Source organism: Actinomadura harenae, assembly GCF_003696215.1.
Taxonomy (GTDB): domain Bacteria; phylum Actinomycetota; class Actinomycetes; order Streptosporangiales; family Streptosporangiaceae; genus Spirillospora; species Spirillospora harenae.
In genome coordinates this window covers 57,723-78,210 of record NZ_RFFG01000015.1, presented here as the reverse complement: position 1 = coordinate 78,210, position 20,488 = coordinate 57,723, and the positions used below count along the sequence as shown (strand labels likewise).

Sequence of the window (20,488 nt, the reverse complement as noted above, 5' to 3'; positions counted from 1 at the left end):
CGGGTCGACGGGATCGAAGGCGGGCAGGGTCGAGGCGGGCAGGGTCGAGGCGGAACGGTCGGGTTCGGTCGGGTTCGGTCGAGTTCGGTTAAAGGCGAGGCGTTTCGAGGGCCGGCCGCCGGGTCAGAGGACGGCGTCCAGGACGCGCGCGGCGGCGCGTCCGTCGTCGTGGCGGCAGTACCGGTCCTGGAAGGCGGCGTAGCGGTCCGCGTAGGCGGGCGCGAGCGTGTCCAGCGCGCGGAGGGCGTCGGCCAGGTCGTCCTGGGTGCCGAGCACCGGGCCCGGCGCCTCGGCGTCCAGGTCGACGTAGAGGCCGCCTCCCTCCTCGTCGTCCTGGGCGAGGAACAGGATCGGACGTCCGGTCACGGCGTAGTCGAACATCGCCGACGAGTGGTCCGTGACCAGCACGTCGGCGATGAGGTACAGCTCGGCGATGTCCGGGTAGGCGGAGACGTCCAGGACGGCGCCGTCCGCCGGGACGGGCGTCCGCGCGGGGGCCAGGTGGTGGGCCCGCAGCAGCAGGACGTGATGCGGGCCGAGCGCGGCGGACAGGCGCGCGAGATCGAGCGGCGGCCGGACCGCCCGGTCACCGGTCCGCGCGTCGTTCCGCCAGGTCGGCGCGTACATGACGACGCGCTTGGCGGACGAGATGCCCAGCCGCAGCCGGACGGCGTCCGCCATCCGCTCGCGGTGCGCGCTGGCGAAGATGTCGTTGCGCGGGTAGCCGCTGACCAGCACCTCGCGGTCGTAGCCGAACGCGCGGCGGAAGTGCGGCACGGAGAACTCGTTCTGCGCGATCAGCAGGTCCCACTGGGGGACGTCGCGCTCCATCCAGGGCCGCTTCCCGGTGCGCCGTTCGGGACGGTCGGGGACGTCCCAGCCGATCGCCCTGAGCGGCGTCCCGTGCCAGCACTGCACGTACGTCTGGCCGTCGCGCTTCGCGAACCACTCCGGCTGCGACCAGTTCCCGAACAGGTAGCGGGCGCGGGCCATCGCCTCGTAGTGCTCGCGGCTCCCGGCGAGGACGGTCCGCGCGCCCGTGGGGGTGCCGAAGTCGGCGTTCCGCGTCACCCAGACGCAGTCGAGGTCGCTGCGGCGCCGGCGGAGCTCGTCGTGCAGGCCGCGCGGGTTGCACGAGTACTGGCGTCCCCGGAACGAGTCGAAGACGACCAGGTCGCGGACGGGACGGACGCGGTGCGCGGCGTAGTGGCGCCGCTGGATCCTCGCCTGCCGGAACACGCCGCGCTCGTCCTCGCCCAGCGCCGTCCGGACCTTGAGCAGGACGGCGCCGTCGCGTCCCGCGAGCATCGTCAGCTCGTGCCGGCCGCTGACCCGGGGTCCGGGCAGCCCGGCGGCGGCGCGCCGCTCGGCGAGCAGGGGGAGGTCGCCCGCCAGCAGGTCCCAGCGTCCCGGGACGAGCGGGCGGTCGAGCCCGAGCGACCGCATCCGGCGCGGCGTGAGCGTCCCGACGAACAGCCGTCCCTGCCAGCTCAGCGGAACGGTGTACCGCTCCCCCGAGTCGCGCCTCCGCAGCGTCAGGCCGTCCACGCCGGATCCGGGATCGGCGCAGGTCCCGGCCAGGTGCAGGGTGCCGTCGGCGCGCCAGAGCGCCTCGGTGAGGACCAGGCGCGGGACGCGGCTGATCCCGCAGAGGTCGCCGGAGCGGGACACGGTCAGCGCGAGCTCGGTGCCGTCCACGGCGTACCCGCCCTCGGGGACGCCCTCCGGGAAGACCACCCGCAGCCCGCCGGTGACCTCGAACGACCAGTCGGCCCGGACGGCCGTGAGCGCGGCGAGCGGCAGCAGCGCACGGAACCCGACACCGCCGTCCTCGCGCTCGGCCTCGTCCTCCCGCTCGATCCGCGCCCGCAGCTTCGCGAGGCCGCGCGCCGTCGCCGTCAGGCACGCCTTCGGGCCGGGGTCCCGGAGCAGCACGCCCCGGACCTCCAGGTGCCCGCCGCTCCGCCCGTGCCCGGTCAGGACGGCGTCGCCCGTCCGGACGCGCAGCAGCTGGCGGCCGTCCTCCGCGACCGTCTGGAGCCGGATCCCGGGCGACAGCTCGCGGTCCAGCGGCCACCGCTCGCCCGCCCTCGGCGGCGCGAGCGTCCGCCTCCGGTGCACCCCCTGCGTGGCGATCTCCACGCACAGCCGCCAGTCCCCGGCACGCCAGCGGCCGAGCAGCTTCAGCGCCGCCGGGTCGATCTCCGCCGTGAACCCCGAGTCGTCGTGGCAGACCGCCGCCTGCCCGGACGCGGCGGTCACGTCCGGACGCCGCGTCCGCCGGACCGGGACGCGCACCAGGCCGGGCCGTCCGCTCGCGAGAAGCCACAGCCGGACGCGGCTGCCCTCGGCGTCCAGCATCGGGATGTAGGCGTGGCCCTCGACGCGCAGCCGGTCCCCGGCCCAGGCGGCGCGGTCCACGCGCGCGACCGGGCGCATCTCGTCGGTCACGTCGTACACGTGCGCGGGGACGCCGAGCGACGCGTCCTCGAAGTACGGGTAGCAGGCGAACCAGCGGGCGCGGCGGCCCCGGCGCACGACCGGCGCGTTCGCGGCCTCGCCCGCGATCTCCTGCCGGACGACCTCCAGCAGCTCGCCGCCCAGCCCGCGCGCGAGCAGGTGCAGCTTGAGCCGGGTCAGCGCGGGCAGCCCGGCGGTCACCGACGCGCCGAGCCGTCCGGCGATCTCCGCGCCCAGCGCGACCAGGCCCGAGCGCTCCGCCTCGTCCGCGTGGACCAGCGCGGACGTCAGCGCGGCCAGCTCGATCCGCACCAGCACGCGCTCGTCGTGGACGCGGACGGCGCCCGGGGCCTCGCGGCTCAGGAAGTCCCGGTCGGCTCCCGCCAGCGCCAGCCGCACGGCCGGCGAACGCTCGTCCGGGCGTCCGCCGGAGGTGAACGGGACGTCGAGGACGTCGATGCCCCCGGCGAGCGCCAGGGCGCGGACGGCCGTCGATCGTTCCCCGTTCGCGCAGGTCAGGTCGCAGCGCTCCCAGAAGCTCCGCCGGAACACCGTCCCCGCGAGGGACGGGTCGTCCAGCAGCGCGGGCCGCCGGACGAGGGTCGTGCGCTCGGCGTTCGCCCGTCCGGACACGGCGAGGTCGGAGCCCGTGCGGTCGAGTGAGGACGCGAGGACGGCGAAGAACTCCACGGGGACGGCGTCGCCCGCGTCCACGAAGGCCAGCAGCCTGCCGGACGCCGCCCGGACGCCCGCGTCGCGCGCCGCGTCCAGCCCGCCGGGTTCCCCCGGCTCGGGGGGCGCGACGAGGCGGAACCGGGCGTCCCGCTCGACGGCCTCCTTGGCGGCGACCGGGGACGCGTCGTCCGACCCGGCGTCCACCAGGACGATCTCCAGGTCGCGCAGCCGCTGCTCAGCCAGCGCCGCCAGGCAGGCGCCGAGGCGTTCCTCGGCGTTGCGGAACGGGACGACGACGCTGAGCTTCGGGGACATGCCTCCAGGATGGTCACACTTGGTGACCATCCAGGCCCGGATCGTCATTGCCAGGCCGCCCCCTGACCCAGACTTGACCCGTCCGTGGCGAGGCCCGGCGCGCCCCCGCGGCCCTGGTCAGCCGCCGGTCCGCAACCCCGGCCACTCCTTCGCGGCGGCATCCCGGAACGCCTCGGCGAGGGTCGCGAAGTCGTCCGCGCGCGGCGACGTGGACCGGAACGCCAGCCCGATCCGCCGGGACGGCGCGGGCGCGGGGAACCGGTGCTCGGCCAGCCCGGGCGCCCGGCGCGTCTCGACGGCGAGCGCCGTCTCCGGAACGAGCGTCACGCCCAGCCCGCCCGCCACCAGCTGGACGAGCGTCGACAGGCTCGTCGCGTACGTCGCGGACCCGGCGCGCGCGCCGACCTCACGGCACACGTCCAGCGCCTGGTCGCGCAGGCAGTGGCCCTCGTTCAGGAGGATCACGTCCAGGTCGTTCAGCGTGTCCCGCTCGACCGTCGGCGGCAGCCCCGCCTCGACGGGCGCGACCAGCGCGAAGTCCTCGTCGTAGAGGGTGAGTTCCGTCACCCCGGACGCCGGGACGGGCAGCGCCAGCACGATCACGTCCAGCCGTCCGGCGAGCAGCTCGGCGGTGATCTCGCCGGTCTGCTCCTCGTGCACCGACAGCTCCAGCTCGGGGAACCGCGCGGCCAGATGCGGCAGGACGACCGGCAGCAGGTAGGGCGCGACGGTCGGGATCACGCCGAGCCGCAGCGGCCCCACCAGCGGCCCCCGCACCGCCTCGACGTCCTCGACCAGCCGGTCCAGCTCGGCCATGACGGTCTCGGCGCGGCGGGCGACCCGCTCCCCGGCGGGTGTCAGGAGGACGCGCCGTGTCGTACGCTCCACCAACCGGGTGTTCAGCGCCTCCTCCAGGGCGGCCACGGACCCCGACAGGGCGGGCTGGCTCATCCGCAGCGCGGCGGCCGCGTCCCGGAAGTGCAGGTGCTCGGCCAGCGCCAGGAAGGCGCGCAGCTGGGCGACGCTCGGACGGCTGATAGCCAACTCCTATCACTCGGTCCCCACTGATCCGATTTCTCTTTTCACCGTACCTGGTGCACCCTGGTCAACGTCGGTCGGCGGGGGGCGACCGAGGTGGCTCCCCCGCGCGCTGACCTGCCAGGACGCGTCCCGCCCCCGGGCGCGGACCGTCCTTCTGGAGTCGCAAACCAAAGGAGCCTTGCGTGCTTACCGTCGGAGACCAGTTCCCCGAGTACGAGCTGACCGCCTGCGTCTCGCTGGACGCGGACAACGCCTTCGAGACGATCAACCACAAGACCTACGAGGGCAAGTGGCGCGTGGTGTTCTTCTGGCCGAAGGACTTCACCTTCATCTGTCCGACCGAGATCGCCGAGTTCGGCCGCCTCAACGAGGAGTTCGCCGACCGTGACGCCCAGGTCCTCGGCGCCTCCGTCGACAACGAGTTCGTCCACTTCGCGTGGCGCAAGGACCACCCGGACCTGCGCGAGCTCCCCTTCCCGATGCTGTCGGACCTGAACCGCGAGCTCGTCTCCGCGCTCGGCATCCTCACCGAGGACGGCGTCGCCCAGCGCGCCACCTTCATCGTGGACCCGAACAACGAGATCCAGTTCTCCATGGTCACCGCGGGCTCGGTCGGCCGGAACGTCAAGGAGGTCCTCCGGGTCCTCGACGCCCTGCAGAGCGACGAGCTGTGCCCCTGCAACTGGAACAAGGGCGAGGCCACCCTCGACGCCGCCAAGCTGATGTCCGGCGCCGACGCCTGAGCGCACCCCTGATCCACCCCGCCGCGTGACCCGCGGCATCGCCGCCTGAACGGCGGCACCCCGTGTGACCCGCGGCACCGCCGCGCTGAGCGCGGCACCCGAGGAAGCGGCCGGCCGCGGACGACCGCGGCTGGCCGCTGCCATCTCGAAAGGAACCCCGACATGAGCGTCGACGCGCTGAAGGCCGCCCTCCCCGACTACGCCAAGGACACCAAGCTGAACCTGGGCTCGCTGACGACCACCTCGTCGCTCACCGAGCAGCAGCTCTGGGGCACCGTGCTCGTCTCCGCCCTGGCCAGCCGCAACGCCCGTGTCGTCCGCGAGATCGCCGACGACGCCGCCGACTACCTGTCGGCCGAGGCGTTCACCGCGGCCAAGGCCGCCGCGTCCATCATGGCGATGAACAACATCTACTACCGCTCCACCCACCTGCTGAGCGACGACACCTACGAGACGCTCCGCACGGGCCTGCGGATGAACATCATCGGCAAGCCGGGCGTCGAGAAGACCGACTTCGAGCTGTGGAGCCTCGCGGTGTCCGCGATCAACGGCTGCGGCAAGTGCCTCGACTCCCACGAGAAGGTCCTGCGCGACGCGGGCATGCCGCGCGAGCAGATCCAGGAGGCCCTCCGGATCGCCGCCGTCGTCCACGCCGCCGCCCTCACCCTCGAGGCCGAAGAGGCCCTTGCTCCCGCCACGGTCTGACCGCGAGCACGACGCGCCCCACGAGCCCGGCACGGAGCCCCTCCGAGCCGGGCTCGCGCACGTCCGCCCCGAGCCCCCACCCCGGCGGTCGCTCAGTGCGAGGAGGACGGAGGCTGGGGAAGGGTGAGTTCCTCGGCGTCCAGGCGGCGGCGCGCGCGGTTCAGCGAGGACGAGCGGTGCGAACCCGCCCGGTGGGCGTCGAGGAGCGCCGTCCGCTCGGCCTCGACGACCCGCAGCCGCAGCTCCCGGTACTGCTCGCGGGCCCGGTCGAAGTCCGGCGCGGGCTCGGCGGGCGGGGCGGACGGGAGCCGCTCGTCCGCGCGGACCTTCGCGATCACCTCCGGCGGGAACGACCCGTCCCGCTCGACCCGGTCCAGCACCTCCGCGCCGCGCCCGTTCAGCTCGCGGACCAGGGACCGGTAGTCGTCGCGCAGCCGCTCCGGGTCGTCCGGCGGGACCTTCGCCGCCCTGATCACCCCGGGCAGGGTCAGCCCCTGGAGCAGCAGTGTGGTCGCCGCGACGACGAACGCGATCAGGATCAGCTCCGGACGCATCGGGGTGTCCTCCGGCAGCGTCTGCGCCGCCGCGACCGTGATCGCGCCCCGCATCCCCGACCAGGCGAGCACCGCGCCCGCGCGCCAGCCCAGCGTGTCCTCCAGCGTGAACCGGACGTCCGCGGACGCCCGCCGCAGCCGCCGCTCGACCTGCCCCTTGCGCGGGCTGTCGGGCCGCTCCTCCAGCCGCGAACGCCACTCGCGCAGCCGCGGGACGGCCCGCTCCGCGCGCTGCTCGTCCCTCCGGACCGTCACCATCAGGAACGGCAGGAACACGATCCGGACCAGGATCACCGCCGCGGACGCCGCCAGCCCCAGCAGCAGCGCGTGCCCGACGCTCAGGTGGTGCCGCCCGACCTCGTCCACGAGCCCGTGCAGGCCGAGCCCCATGAACAGGAAGATCCCGCCCTCCAGCAGGAACGCGACCGTCCGCCAGTTGGTCCGCTCGGTCAGCCGGTCCGCCGCGCTGAGCACCCGCGGCGCCTGCGAGCCCGTGACCAGGCCGGTCACCACGACCGCGAGGATCCCGGACGCCTCCAGCTCCTCGGCCGGGAGGAACGCCACGAACGGCACCACGAACGACAGCGCCGTCCCCATCACCGGATCGCCGAGCCGGGCCCGCACCAGCACCACGACCCGCCCGACGACCCATCCCACCAGGGTCGCCACGACCACCGAGTAGACGAACTCCGCCGCCACCCCGCCCACCGACACCGACGCCGCGATCGCCGTGACCGCCGACCTCAGCAGCACCAGCGACGTCGCGTCGTTGACCAGCCCCTCGCCCTCCAGGATCGTCAGCAGCCGGGCCGGCAGCCCCAGCCGCCGTCCCACCGACGTCGCCGCCACCGCGTCCGTCGGGCTGACCACCGCCCCGACCGCGAACGCCACGGGCAGCGGGATCTCGGGGATCAGCCAGTTCAGCAGCCAGCCGACCAGCAGCATCGTCGCCACCACCAGCAGGACGGCCAGCCCGAAGATCACCTTGGAGTTCCGCCGGAAGTCGGCCGCGGGCATGTTCACCGCCGCCGCGTACATCAGCGGCGGCAGCACCCCCGCCAGGACCAGCTCCGGCGGGACGACCGGCTCCGGCACCCCCGGCACGAACCCGAGGACGCCCCCGACCACCACCAGCGCCAGCGGCGCCGCCAGCCCCAGCCGCTCGGCGGACGCCGCCACCGCGACCAGACTGACGACCCCCACCACCGCGACCAGCGCACTCGCCATGCCCGGCAGCCTCCGGCCCGCCCGGCCCGCCGGTCCACGCGCCGCCCGGCCCCCTGCCCAACCCATGAACGCGCGAAGACCCCGGACAGACCGTCCGGGGCCTCCTCACGCCCTGCGACTCAGCGAGTACGGAACTCCGCGAGCGCCGGGCTCAGCAGGTGCGGGGCTCAGCAGGTGCGGGGACTCACTCCCACTCGATGGTGCCCGGGGGCTTGCTGGTGATGTCGACGACGACGCGGTTGATCTCGCGGACCTCGTTGGTGATCCGGGTGGAGATCTTCGACAGGACGTCGTAGGGCAGCCGGGCCCAGTCCGCGGTCATGGCGTCCTCGCTGGTCACGGGGCGCAGCACGACCGGGTGGCCGTAGGTGCGGCCGTCGCCCTGGACGCCGACCGAGCGGACGTCGGCGAGCAGCACGACCGGGAACTGCCAGATCTCGCGGTCCAGTCCGGCGCGGGTCAGCTCCTCGCGGGCGATCGCGTCGGCCTCGCGCAGGATGTCCAGCCGCTCGCGGGTCACGGCGCCGATGATCCGGATGCCGAGGCCGGGTCCGGGGAACGGCTGCCGCCAGACGATCTCGGCGGGCAGGCCGAGCTGCTCGCCGAGCGCGCGGACCTCGTCCTTGAACAGCGTCCGCAGCGGCTCGACCAGCGTGAACTGCAGGTCCTCGGGCAGGCCGCCGACGTTGTGGTGGGACTTGATGTTGGCCGCGCCGGTGCCGCCGCCCGACTCCACGACGTCCGGGTACAGGGTGCCCTGGACGAGGAACTCGACCTCGCCGTCCGAGGTGCCGACGACCTCCCGCGCGGCCTCCTCGAACACCCGGATGAACTCGCGGCCGATGATCTTCCGCTTGGTCTCCGGGTCGGTGACGCCGTCCAGCGCGGTGAGGAACCGCTCCTGGGCGTCCACGACGTGCAGGTTGACGCCGGTGGCGGCGACGAAGTCCTTCTCGACCTGCTCGGCCTCGCCCTTGCGCAGCAGCCCGTGGTCGACGAACACGCAGGTCAGCTGGGACCCGATGGCGCGCTGGACGAGCGCGCCCGCGACCGCCGAGTCGACGCCGCCGGACAGCGCGCAGATCGCCCGCTTCGTCCCGACCTGCCGGCGGACCTCCTCGATCGACTCCTCGGCGATGTTGACCATGGTCCACCCGGGACGGCAGCCCGCGCCCTCGTAGAGGAACCGGCGGAGCACCTCCATCCCGTGCTCGGTGTGCAGCACCTCGGGGTGGAACTGGACGCCGTAGAGGCCGCGCTCCCGGTCCTCCATGCCCGCGACCGGTGTGACGTCGGTGGACGCCGTGACCGTGAAGCCCTCGGGCGCGGCGGACACGTAGTCGCGGTGCGACATCCACACCTTCTGCCGCTCGGGGAGCCCCTCGAGCAGCAGGCCCGGCGTGGCCAGCGCGATCTCGGCGCCGCCGTACTCGGCGACCTCGGAGTTCGCGACCGTCCCGCCCAGGGCCTGGGCCATCACCTGGTGGCCGTAGCAGATGCCCAGCGTCGGGACGCCGGTGTCGAACAGGCCGTCCGACGCGACCGGGGCCCCCTCCTCGTACACCGAGGCGGGGCCGCCGGACAGGATGATCGCCTTCGGCTTCTTCGCGAGCATCTCCTCCGCCGACATGGTCGACGGGACGATCTCGGAGAACACGTGGCACTCACGGACACGCCGCGCGATCAGCTGCGCGTACTGCGCGCCGAAGTCGACGACGAGAACGGTGTCAAAGGACTGGTCTACTGCCACCAACAGCGCCTTTCGCGGTACGGACGAGGCGGAGAGTCCTTCCAGTTTAGGGGCCCTCTGCCTGCGCCGATGCCCCGCCCCGGGGTGGCGCCCGCCACGCTGAGAACCTGTCCGGTAACGGACGGCACCGAAACGCCCCCGACGCGAGCGCTTCCGGCCACCCTCTGATACGTGTTGACGACGCACCGTGTCCGTTTCGCCGTCCGCCAAGGAGCCCCGTGAAGCCCCTCCTCGCCACCATCCTCCTGGCGACCGCCCCTCTGCTCCCCGCCCCTTCCGCCCTCCATCCCCAAGCCATCCCCCACCACCAGCCCTCCTGTCCCCCCAGAACGCCCGGGACAAGGAGCCGCCCAGCCCTCCTGTCACAGGAGGGTCGGCGTCCAGCACGGGCATCGCAGGCCCCGGGCACCGGCGAGGCGCGGATGCGGCCGGGGGACCACTCGCCAGGGCCCCGCCGGAGCGGAGGCGGAACCCCGACCACGACGGTGCCGGACGGGGACGAGGCTCGGATCCGCCCGGGGTCCCACGTCCAGGAGCGGAACGTGGAAGGGCCCGGCCAGGCGGCGGCCGTACAGCGCCGGTTGGACGAGTTGCTGGCGCGGAAGGGCGAACCCGTGACCGTTCTGCCCCGGTCGTCCCCGGTTCCGGGGTCCGGCGCACGGCGGAGGCTGTCCGACCAGGTGCGGATCCCGGTGTACTTCCACGTGCTGCACAACGGGAGCACCGGCGACATCTCCGCCGCGCTCGTCCGCAAGCAGATCGCCGCGCTGAACGCGGCCTACGGCGGACGGTACGGCGGAGCCGACACCGGGTTCTCGTTCGAGCTCCAGTCGATCAGCCGGTCCGACAACGCGTCCTGGTACTCCAATCCGGAGGCGACCGAGCGCGACTTCAAGCCCCGGCTCCGCCACGGCGGCCCGGGCACGCTCAACCTCTACAGCGCCGACCTCGGCGACGACCTGCTCGGCTGGTCCACCTTCCCGTGGCTGTACAAGGGCGCGCCGAAGATGGACGGCGTGGTGGTCCACGTCGGCAGCATGCCGGGCGGCACGATCGACCACTTCAACCGCGGTTTCAGCGCCGTCCACGAGACCGGCCACTGGCTCGGTCTCTTCCACCCGTTCGAGGGCGGCTGCACGCCCCCCGGCGACTACGTCGACGACACCCCGCCCGAACGTGACGCCACCAACGGCTGCCCGGCTTTCAAGGACACCTGCCCGGCCCCCGGCACGGACCCCATCCACAACTTCATGGACTACTCCTGGGACATCTGCATGAACCAGTTCACCCACGGCCAGGGCGTCCGCGCCCACCAGGTCTTCACCGCCTACCGCACCTGACCCGCACCTGACCAGCCTCCCACTTGCCCTGCCAAGGCCCGGCCTGCCCGGGGTGCGGAGGGGGCCGCCCCAGCGTGGACGGACGCGGTCAGGAGGTGGCGGCCCGGGCCTGAGTAAGGGCCTTGGCGGTGTCGGGGGGAAGCCGGCGGACGGCCTCGCGGAAGGTGACGCCCGACATGCGCGCGAGGTGACGGGACGTCCAGTCCGTGACCCACGCCGGGTCCTTCTTGGACAGTGCGCGCAGCACCCAGCCGATGGCCTTGCGGATGAAGAACTCCTTCTCGTCGAGCAACACCTCCCCGTAGTGATCGATGCGTGCCAGGTCGGGGGTCTCCCGCCTGATTCCGGCCAGCAGCGCCAGGATCGCCGTGCGCCGTATCCACATGTACTCGTCGCCGACCCACGTATCCAGCACGCCCGCGACCTGTGGACAACTCAGCGCCATCACTCCGACGACCTTCTCGGCGAGGAGGTCCACGAGGGCCCACGTACTGGAGTCGCGCACGAGCCGCTCCACGGCCGCGAGGTCCCGCGCCTCCAGGACGTCCACCCGCCGGGCCAGCACCTCGACGGCGGCGAGGCGCACCTCGTGCACCGGACGGCCGGACTCCGTGACCGTCCACAGGCCGTCGGCCAGCGCCAACAGGTCGTCCCGGGACGGCCGGACGCGCACGGACGCGACCGCCACACGCCGCACCGCGGGCACCGGCACCCCGAGGTGCGCGAAGGAGCTCTTCAGGTAACGCCGCTCGGCCTCCGCGCGCACGGGATTCCCTTGCGCGCGGAGCTCGCGAACGATCCGGGTGACCTCTTCGGGCACGTCCACGCCCGAACCCTAACGCGCGTCCATCCCCTCAGGACGCCCCACCGCACCGCTTCCGGGTGGGCTCAGGTGATGTCGACGATGGGGAGGGTCAGGGCTGCCGGGGCGTCGGACGGGACGACCGGGTTCTTCGGCGCGACGGCCCGGACCCGCCGGTAGGACGCCCCCAGGGTCGGGCGCGGGTCGTCCTCTCCCTTGTTCGGCCACAGCGACATCGCCCGTTCGGCCTGCGCGGTGATCGTCAGGGACGGGTTGACGCCCAGGTTCGCCGAGACCGACGAGCCGTCCACGACGTGCAGGCCGGGGTGGCCGTAGACGCGGTGGTAGGGGTCGATGACGCCGGACTCCGGGGAGTCGCCGATCACGCAGCCGCCGAGGAAGTGCGCGGTCATCGGGATGTCGAACAGGTCGCCCCAGGAGCCGCCCGCGATGCCGCCGATCTCCTCGGCGATCTCGCGCGCGGCGGTGTGCCCGTCCGGGATCCAGGTCGGGTTCGGCTCGCCGTGCCCGGCCTCGGCGCGGACGTCCCAGCCGAGCGGGCCGCGCCGCGGGCGCAGCGTGATCGAGTTGTCGCGGGTCTGCATGACCAGCGCGATGACGGTCCGCTCCGACCAGTGCCGGACGTCGAGCAGCTGGACGAGGTCGGCCGGGCGCCGCGTGACCTCGCGGAGGAACTTCGCGAACCGCGGACGGTGCCTCTCGCCCGGCCGGTCGCCGTCGACCAGCAGCGTCTGGAGGGTCGCCATCAGGTTCGAGCCCTTCCCGTACCGGACGGGCTCGATGTGCGTGTCGGACGTCGGGTGGAACGACGAGGTGATCGCGACGCCGCGCGAGAAGTCCTCCCCGGCGTGCCCGTTGCGGCGTCCCGCTCCGAGGATCGCCTCGGAGTTCGTCCTGGTCAGGTGGCCCAGCCGGTCGGAGAGGCGCGGGAGCCTGCCCGTCGTCCTGAGCTTGTGGAGGAGCTTCTGCGTCCCGTAGGTCCCGGCGGCGAACACGACCTGCCCGGCGGTCAGCGTCTTGCGGTCGCGCCCGAACGACCCCGTCCGGACGATCTCGACCTCGTACCCGCCGCCGGTCAGCGGCGTGACCTGCGTGACGCGGCTGAGCGGCATGATCCGCGCGCCCGCCTTCTCCGCGAGGTACAGGTAGTTCTCGGTGAGCATGTTCTTCGCGCCGTGCCGGCAGCCGACCATGCATTCGCCGCATTCGGTGCAGCCGCGCCGCCGCGGGCCCGCGCCTCCGAAGTACGGGTCGTCGGACGCGCGTCCCGGGCCGTCCCCGAAGAACACCCCGACGGGCGTCCGGACGAACGTGTCGCCCTTGCCCATCCGCTCGGCGACGCTGCGCATCACCTTGTCGGCGGACGTGATCGTCGGGTTCCGGACGACCCCGAGCATCCGCTTCGCCTGGTCGTAATGGGGGGTGAGCTCGGCCTGCCAGTCGGTGATGTGCGCCCACTGCCGGTCCTTGAAGAACGGCTCCGGCGGGACGTAGAGGGTGTTGGCGTAGTTCAGCGATCCGCCGCCGACCCCGGCCCCCGCGAGCACCATGACGCGGCTGGCCTTGCGGCCCCGGATCAGGTGGATCCGCTGGATGCCGGTCAGGCCGAGCGCGGGCGCCCAGATGTACCGGGCGACGTGCCAGTTGGTCTTCGGCAGGCCCGGGTGCCGCGGGCCTGCCGCGCCCGCCGTCCCCGCCGTCCCCGGCTGGCCGCTGTCGAAGCGGCGGCCCGCCTCGATCACGCCGACGCGGTAGCCCTTCTCGGTCAGCCGCAGCGCGGTCACGCTGCCGCCGAACCCCGACCCGACGACCAGGACGTCGTAGTCGTGCGTCCGGTCCTCGTGGCCGTGTGCCCGGTTGTCGTGCATCGCCCGCGCCGTCCCTCTACTTGATCCGGAGCTTCTTCATGACCTTCACGCTGTTCGCCAGCAGGTCGGCGAACTGCTCGTAGCCGAGCCCGCCCGGGGGTTCGAGGTCCATCCAGTGCTGGCTGGCGACCGTCTGCGGCTCGGTGAACTTCAGCAGGCCCTCGGAGCCGTGGCGGCGTCCGACGCCCGACTGCTTGAACCCGCCCATCGGCGCGTCGTAGGAGATGAACGCGGCGCCGTAGCCGTCGTTGACGTTGACCGTCCCGGCCTGGATGCGGGCGGCGACGCGGCGTCCGCGCGCCACGTCCCTGGTCCAGACGGACGCGTTGAGCCCGTAGGGCGTGTCGTTGGCGAGGTCGATGACCGCGTCGACGTCCGAGTACTTGTAGATCGAGACGACCGGCCCGAACGTCTCGCTGGCGCACAGGTCCATGTCGGACGTGACCCCGGTGAGGACGGTCGGCTCGTAGAACAGCGGCCCGATGTCCGGGCGGGCCTTCCCACCGGCGAGGACGGTCGCGCCCTCCTTGACGGCCTGGTCGACGTGCGCCGTGACGTTGTCGAGCTGCCGCTGGAACGTCAGCGACCCCATGGACGTCTCGAAGTCGAGCCCGGTGCCGAGCCGCATCTCCTTGACGAGCTGCACGAACCGCGGCACGAACCGGTCGTGGATCGCCTCGTGGACGTACAGGCGCTCGATCGAGATGCACAGCTGCCCGGCGTTGGTGAAGCACGCCCGGACGGCCCCGCGCGCGGCGCGCTCCACGTCCGCGTCGTCCAGGACGATCATGGGGTTCTTGCCGCCGAGCTCCAGCGAGTAGGAGACCAGGCGCGGCGCGACCCGCTCGGCGATCGCCTTGCCGCCGCGCGTGGACCCGGTGAACGACACGTAGTCGGCGCCGTCCAGCAGCGGGTCGCCGATCTCCGCCGGGTCGCCGATGACGACCTGCCACAGGTCGCGGGGAAGGCCGAGGGAGACCAGCAGGTCCAGCACCCACAGGCTGGACAGGCAGGTCTGGGTGTCCGGCTTGTGGATGACGGCGTTCCCGGCCAGCAGCGCGGGGACGATGTCGGACGCGCCGAGCGAGAACGGGTAGTTCCACGGCGAGATGAGCGCGACGACGCCCTTCGGGTGGCGCAGCTCCTGCACGCGCGTGAGGCCGGGCATCGTGCTGCGGCGTCGCTGCGGCTTCAGCAGCTTCTCGGCCCGGCGCGCGTAGTGCAGCGAGCAGAGCGCGACGTCGAGGAACTCCTCCAGCGCGTGCCGCCGGGCCTTGCCCGTCTCCATCTGGATGACGTCGAGGATCTCCGAGCGCCGCGCGACCAGCGCCTCCGGCAGCGCGAGGAACGGCTTGACGCGCTCCCGGACGGGGAGCGCCGCCCATTCCTTCTGGGCGCGCCGGGCACGCTCGTACGCGCGCGCGATGTCGCCGGACGTGGTCAGCGGCAGGACAGCGAGGGGTTCCCCGGTGAAGGGGGTGGGGATGGTCGCCGTGGGCGCGTCCTCACCGGACGCGATGTGGGAGGCCAACCGGTCGATCTTGTGCTGCGGCAGCCGGTACGCGGCCGCCCCCGGGGCGGGGACCGTCGGAGTTGCCATGCGTGCAGACTATGACTCCCCGCCCGCCGGTGGCTACCCACGAGTAACGACTTGCTTTCCGTGAAATACGGCACATCTCACCTGCGAAGGAACGGAACGTTCCAGGTTGACCGACTTGGTCAGTTGCCCTGACCGGGAACGTCCGGGCGGTGTAAGCCGGACGCAGGAGGAGACACCAGGCGCGTCGCCGTCGCGCCGCCCGGGCCGTACCGCTGCCGCCCGACCCGGGCCCGGCGGCAGCGTGCCCGACGAAAGGGAACCCCCATGACCTTCGCGGGCGGCGCGACGGAACAGGACCGACCCCCCGGGCAGAGCACCACCCCCCGAACTCCCGGCTCCCATGGCCCCGGCGCGTACGGAGGCGGGCTGAGCGCGGTTCCTTCGCCAGGGCAGGGGGAGCGGAAGGCGACGCGGCAGGAGCGGCGCGAGCTGACGCGGGCCGCGCTGCTCGAGGCCGCCGAGCGGCTGTGGGCCGAGCACGGCATCCATGGCGCGTCCCTGGACGACGTGGCGTCCGCCGCCGGGCTGACCAAAGGGGCGGTGTACTCGAACTTCGCGGGCAAGACCGACCTGCTCCTCGCCCTGCTCGAGCACTGCACGCGCGAGCGCGTCGGCCCCCTGCCATGCGCGGAGTTGCACGACACCGGCCGTCCGCCCGAGGAGCGCTACGAGCGCGCCGCGGCCGCCTTCCGCCGCCGCCACGAGGGCGGGCAGGCCCGCCTGACCGCCCTCCTGCTGGTCGAGTTCTGGCTGTTCGGGATGCGCGACTACGCGGCGGGATGGCGGATCGCCGACTGGTACGCCGAGTGCCGCGACGACCTCGCCCGCGACCTCCCCGAGTCGGGCGGGGTGTCCCCCCGCGACCGCGCCACGCTCGCGGTCGCCCTCGACGCGGGCCTGGCCCTCCAGCACCTGCTGGACCCCGACCGCGTCCCGGCCGAGCTGTACGGGACCGCCATGCGCCTCATCCTCGGCGAGGGCTGATCACGCGTCCGGGCCGTGCCCGACTCTGACACGGCCCGGAATTCCGGTCTGCGGACGTCAGTCGTCGGACGCGCCGGCCCCGGCCGTCGGGACGCTGCCCTGCGACTGGACGCCCGGCAGGATCCACAGCTTGCCCTTGGCCGCGCCGAACACCTTCCCGAAGTTGGAGACGTACGCGGGGAACGCCGAGCTGTCCATGAGGCTCAGCATCGCCTCGTCGTTGTGCCGCAGCGCGTCCACCGTGTAGCTGTGGCTGCCGGTGAGGATGACGCGGTGCCGTGCCCCGTTGTAGAACCCGTCGATCAGCAGGTACTTGGAGTGGGCCCGGTTCACGGAATCGCCCGTGAAGTAGTGCACGTTCGGCCCGCCGTGGCTGCCCGGCTTGGAGAGCGCCTTCAGCGTGGCCACCCCGAAGGTCGCGGCGACGACCTGCACGTCACAGCCCTGGTCGTCCAGCCGCGACAGCGCCGTCGCGACCTCGGCGCGGTTGAAGATGCCGCTGGACAGCCGGATCTTCGTCCCGCCCGAGCACCGCACCCGGTTCAGGACGTCCAGGACGGGGTCGCCGGCGGCCTTCGGGAAGAACGCGACGGCGCGCTTCCCGGACCAGATCTGCCGGTAGTAGTCCCCGTTCGCCTGGTGCCTGGCCAGCGTGTAGAAGTAGCTGCGGTACGCCGCGTAGAGCTTGGTGTCGACGAGCGTGTAGGCGTCGTTGTAGTCCGCGTACATGCCGCCGGTCGCGTTCCCGGACGTCTGCACGACCACGTTCCGCGAGTCGAACGTGCGCGAGAACGCGTAGAACTTGTTGTGGTTCTTGCCCCAGACACCCTGGGTGGACGGCGCGATGCAGCCCCGGTTCTTGGGGCACACCATGATCCAGGACGACGCGCTGGTCTTCGTCCCCAGGTTCTTGGCCAGGTAGTTGTAGACGTCCCGGTTCTGGGACAGGGAGTCGTTGTCGACGACGACGCGCACCCGCACCTGGCGCTTCTTGGCGGCGACCAGTTCCTTGGCCATGCTCGTCTCACGCAGCCGGAACAGCGCGACGTCGATCTCCGCCTTCGCGGGCGTGTGCTGGATCAGGCTCTTGACGTAGAGGTCGAGCGCCCCGGCCTTCTGCTTGTCCTTGCTGGGCAGGTTGAACCGCGGCCCCTGGGTGACGTACACCCGCTTGCCGGACTCGATGACGTCCCGTCCGGGAGTCGCGACCCGCTTCCCGCCGGGCGAGGGATCCGCCGGGCGCACGCCTTCCGCGGCCGAAGCGGTCCCCATCCCCGTCACCGCGCCCGCAACGACCAGCCCACTCAAGGCAAGGGCGACACGTCGCAAGAGACCCCCCACGTCCACCGAACACGACAAGTTCGGGACATTACCAACAATCACCCCCCAAGAAAATCCCCCAAACCAACAGTTCTCGCCGCCCCTGGCGCCCCACCACAACCCACCCCGACAAACAGCTACACCCCACCCAAAACCGACCACCCCAACCCGCGCCCAGGCCGAACACGACGAACAGAACGCAGCAGCGCAAGCGGCCCGACGAGTCACGTGAGTCGGCTGAGCCGAACGCGCCCGACAGGCCCAGGCCAGCGGGCCGGACCGGGCACAACGAGAGAGGACGACAGCCCCCGCGACCGCGCGGCTGAACGGACTGCGCGGCGCGGGCAAGCCGCGGGCGCTGAGCCACCCGCCGGCCCACCCGTCGGCCCGGCCGGTGAGCCGGCCAGGCAGGCGGGCCTGGCAGCCGGGCGAGCGGGCGGACCTGGCAGGACGGGCGGGACGGGCGGGCGGACCTGGCAGAACGGGCGGGACGGGCGGGCGGACCTGGCAGAACGGGCGGGCGGGGCGGCGGGAAGAGGGTGAGGGGATGGTGGGGGTTAGGGGGTGGTGGGGGTTAGGGGGTGGTGACGGGGACGATGTCGGGGGCGCCTCGACGGCGGGCGTCCGCTTCCTGGTCGTCGTCCTGGGTCTGGGACTCGCGCTCGGCCTCGATGCGCTTGCGGTAGTACTCGATCTCGCGGTCGCGCTGGCTCTCGGACCAGCCGAGGACGGGGGCGAGCAGGCCGGCGGCCTCCTCGGCGACGCCGACGCCGCGGTCCCAGGTCTCGATGGAGATGCGGGTGCGGCGGGCCAGGACGTCGTTCAGGTGGCGCGCGCCCTCGTGGGTCGCGGCGTAGACGATCTCGGCGCGCAGGTAGTCGTCGGCGCCGCCCAGCGGACGGCCGAGGTCCGGCTTGTCGGCGATCAGCCGGAGCAGGTCGTCGGTGAGCGTGCCGTACCGGCGCAGCAGGTGCTCGATCCGCGCGACGTGCAGCCCCGAGCGCGCCGCGAGCCGGTGCCGAGAGTTCCACATCGGGAGGAATCCGTCACCGCCGACGAGCGCGACCCGGTCGGTGCAGGACTCGGCGATCCTGCCGTCCAGGCCGTGCACCACGGCGTCGATGGCGTCCTTGGCCATCACCCGGTAGGTGGTGAACTTGCCGCCCGCGACCAGGACCAGCCCCGGCACCGGGTGCGCGACGACGTGCTCGCGGGACAGCTTGGACGTCTCGTCGGTCTCGCCCGTCAGCAGCGGCCGCAGCCCCGCGTACACGCCCTCCACGTCGTCGTGCGTGAGCGGCGTGTTCAGGACGGAGTTGACGTGGTCGAGGATGTAGTCGATGTCGGCCTTGGACGCGGCGGGATGCGCGCGGTCCAGGTCCCAGGCGGTGTCGGTGGTGCCGATGATCCAGTGCCGTCCCCAGGGGATGACGAACAGGACCGACTTCTCGGTGCGCAGGATGATCCCGGTGGCCGAGTGGATGCGGTCCTTCGGCACCACGAGGTGGATGCCCTTGGACGCCTTGACGTGGATCTGCCCGCGCCCGCCGACGAGCTCCTGGATGTCGTCGGTCCACACCCCGGTCGCGTTGACGACCTGCTTCGCGCGGACCTCGCCGGTCGTGCCGCTCTCCAGGTCGCGGATCTTCACCCCGGTGACCCGTTCGCCCTCCCGCAGGAAGCCGGTGACCTGGGTGCGCGAGGAGATCCGCGCGCCGTACTCGGCGGCCGTGCGCAGCACCATCATCACGTAGCGGGCGTCGTCCATCTGCGCGTCCCAGTACTGGATCGCTCCAACGAACGCGTCCTTGCGCAGGGACGGGGCCAGCTTCAGCGCGCCGCGCCGCGTCAGGTGCCGGTGGTGCGGGACGCCCCGGGTGCTGCCCATCTGGAACGCCAGCGCGTCGTACAGCGCCACGCCCGCGCCGAAGTACCCGCGTTCCCACACCCGGTGCGTGGTCGGCAGCAGGAACGGCACCGGTCGCACGAGATGCGGCGCGATCTGCTGGAGCAGCAGGCTCCGCTCGGTCAGCGCCTCCCGGACCAGCTCGAAGTTGTACTGCTCCAGGTAGCGCAGCCCGCCGTGGATGAGCTTGGACGACCGCGACGAGGTGCCCGAGGCGAAGTCGCGCGCCTCGACGACGGCGACCGACAGGCCGCGGGTGGCGGCGTCCAGCGCCGCGCCGGCGCCGACGATCCCGCCGCCGACGACCACGACGTCGTACTCCTCGCGGACCATCTCGTCCCACGCCGCCGCGCGCTCGGCGGGCCCGAGCCGCGAGCTCCCGAGAGCGGTCACCGGTGATCCCGTCATCGCGTCTCCCCTTGCACCCGGTCGTCAGGTCCGTTTCCTACCCAACAGTAAGGAGTGCGCCACCCCCGGGCCACCACCGCCCGCGTGTCAGCCCGCCCTCGCCCCGTCCCCCGCACCGACAATGGGACGCCGACGGGAGAGGCCACCCATGCGACGACCTGCCAAGATCGCGCTCGCGACCGCACTGCTGACCGTCCTGCCCCCGCCCCTGGCGGCCCACGGAAATTCCCACCCCCTGTCCACGCCGTTCACCATCCCGGCACCCCACCCCCCCACCGGCCCGCCGACCCGCACCCCTGCCGACCGGCCGGCCCACACCCATACCGGCCCGCCTGTCCACGCCCTCGCCTACACCGGCCCGCCGACCCGCTCCCCCGTCGGCTCGCCTGTCCATGACCCGGTGTCCGGGGCGGCGGAGCGCAGGGCGGGGGCGCCGGTGACCTATGTGCTGGACGACTCGGGCAAGCAGCTCATCCAGCCGCGTGAGCTGGCCCTGGACGAGTTCACCGTGGCCGGTGACCTGCGCTGGCACCGCTGGGGTGGGCGGACGGCCGTCGCCGACGCCCGCGTCGACGCGCTCTGGTGCACACCGGACTGCGAACACGGCACCCCGTCCACGCTCACCCTCAGCGCCCCCGCCCAGCACAGCGGCGCCCTCTACTACTCCCGCGCGACCCTGACATCACCTCACTTCCCCAGCGGCCCGCACACCCTCACCCTCCAGACCCCTCACCCGTAACCCCGCCCGACCCGCCCGACCAGCCCCCTC

The 20,488-nt window shown here is 72.9% G+C and carries 14 protein-coding genes; 5 read left to right on the top strand and 9 right to left on the bottom strand.

Annotated elements, in window-relative coordinates; all coding sequences use genetic code 11:
* Positions 1–123: 123 nt before the first annotated feature.
* Positions 124–3,450 (bottom strand): bifunctional glycosyltransferase/CDP-glycerol:glycerophosphate glycerophosphotransferase, encoded by a 3,327-nt coding sequence (locus EBO15_RS11030; RefSeq protein WP_122194290.1) that lies wholly within the window; start codon positions 3,448–3,450, stop codon positions 124–126.
* A 117-nt stretch (positions 3,451–3,567) separates the two neighbouring features.
* Positions 3,568–4,494, bottom strand: coding sequence for a hydrogen peroxide-inducible genes activator (locus tag EBO15_RS11025; RefSeq protein WP_122194238.1), 927 nt, complete (start codon positions 4,492–4,494; stop codon positions 3,568–3,570).
* A 179-nt stretch (positions 4,495–4,673) separates the two neighbouring features.
* Between EBO15_RS11025 and EBO15_RS11020 the strand changes: the two genes are divergently transcribed.
* Positions 4,674–5,234, top strand: a complete 561-nt coding sequence (locus EBO15_RS11020) for a peroxiredoxin (protein WP_122194237.1) — start codon at positions 4,674–4,676, stop codon at positions 5,232–5,234.
* Positions 5,235–5,396: 162 nt separating this feature from the next.
* Entirely contained in the window at positions 5,397–5,939 is a 543-nt protein-coding gene (locus tag EBO15_RS11015) for a carboxymuconolactone decarboxylase family protein (protein WP_122194236.1), read from the top strand.
* A 92-nt stretch (positions 5,940–6,031) separates the two neighbouring features.
* Here the strand turns inward: EBO15_RS11015 and EBO15_RS11010 are convergent, their stop codons facing one another.
* Both EBO15_RS11010 and guaA read right to left on the bottom strand, forming a co-directional pair.
* Positions 6,032–7,720 carry a cation:proton antiporter gene (locus tag EBO15_RS11010; RefSeq protein WP_122194235.1) on the bottom strand — a complete coding sequence of 563 codons (1,689 nt, stop codon included), beginning with the start codon at positions 7,718–7,720 and terminating at the stop codon, positions 6,032–6,034.
* 184 nt (positions 7,721–7,904) lie between these two features.
* On the bottom strand, positions 7,905–9,470 hold the full coding sequence (gene guaA / locus EBO15_RS11005; RefSeq protein ID WP_233616110.1) for a glutamine-hydrolyzing GMP synthase: 1,566 nt from the start codon (positions 9,468–9,470) through the stop codon (positions 7,905–7,907).
* A 542-nt stretch (positions 9,471–10,012) separates the two neighbouring features.
* On the opposite strand from guaA, the gene EBO15_RS11000 reads away from it, so the two are divergent.
* Entirely contained in the window at positions 10,013–10,810 is a 798-nt protein-coding gene (locus tag EBO15_RS11000; protein ID WP_158628182.1) for a zinc metalloprotease, read from the top strand.
* 88 nt (positions 10,811–10,898) lie between these two features.
* Here EBO15_RS11000 and EBO15_RS10995 read toward each other — a convergent pair whose 3' ends face one another.
* From EBO15_RS10995 to EBO15_RS10985, 3 genes are all read right to left on the bottom strand, one after another.
* A complete protein-coding gene (locus EBO15_RS10995; RefSeq protein ID WP_122194233.1) occupies positions 10,899–11,636 on the bottom strand; it encodes a DNA alkylation repair protein in 738 nt (245 codons plus the stop codon).
* A 62-nt stretch (positions 11,637–11,698) separates the two neighbouring features.
* The gene (locus EBO15_RS10990) at positions 11,699–13,501 is read right to left on the bottom strand and encodes a GMC oxidoreductase (RefSeq protein ID WP_122194232.1); all 1,803 of its coding nucleotides are present in this window, start codon (positions 13,499–13,501) and stop codon (positions 11,699–11,701) included.
* A 16-nt stretch (positions 13,502–13,517) separates the two neighbouring features.
* Positions 13,518–15,101, bottom strand: a complete 1,584-nt coding sequence (locus tag EBO15_RS10985; RefSeq protein WP_122194231.1) for a succinic semialdehyde dehydrogenase — start codon at positions 15,099–15,101, stop codon at positions 13,518–13,520.
* A 264-nt stretch (positions 15,102–15,365) separates the two neighbouring features.
* On the opposite strand from EBO15_RS10985, the gene EBO15_RS10980 reads away from it, so the two are divergent.
* Positions 15,366–16,085, top strand: coding sequence for a TetR/AcrR family transcriptional regulator (locus EBO15_RS10980; protein ID WP_122194230.1), 720 nt, complete (start codon positions 15,366–15,368; stop codon positions 16,083–16,085).
* Between the two features lie 57 nt (positions 16,086–16,142).
* Here the strand turns inward: EBO15_RS10980 and EBO15_RS10975 are convergent, their stop codons facing one another.
* Together EBO15_RS10975 and glpD are read right to left on the bottom strand one after the other, a co-directional pair.
* Positions 16,143–17,357, bottom strand: a complete 1,215-nt coding sequence (locus EBO15_RS10975; RefSeq protein WP_122194229.1) for a phospholipase D-like domain-containing protein — start codon at positions 17,355–17,357, stop codon at positions 16,143–16,145.
* A 622-nt stretch (positions 17,358–17,979) separates the two neighbouring features.
* Positions 17,980–19,719 carry a glycerol-3-phosphate dehydrogenase gene (gene glpD, locus EBO15_RS10965; RefSeq protein WP_122194227.1) on the bottom strand — a complete coding sequence of 580 codons (1,740 nt, stop codon included), beginning with the start codon at positions 19,717–19,719 and terminating at the stop codon, positions 17,980–17,982.
* A 148-nt stretch (positions 19,720–19,867) separates the two neighbouring features.
* Here glpD and EBO15_RS10960 point away from each other — a divergent pair, with 148 nt between their 5' ends.
* Complete coding sequence (locus EBO15_RS10960; protein ID WP_122194226.1) at positions 19,868–20,458, top strand: hypothetical protein; 591 nt, start codon at positions 19,868–19,870, stop codon at positions 20,456–20,458.
* Positions 20,459–20,488 lie beyond the last annotated feature (30 nt).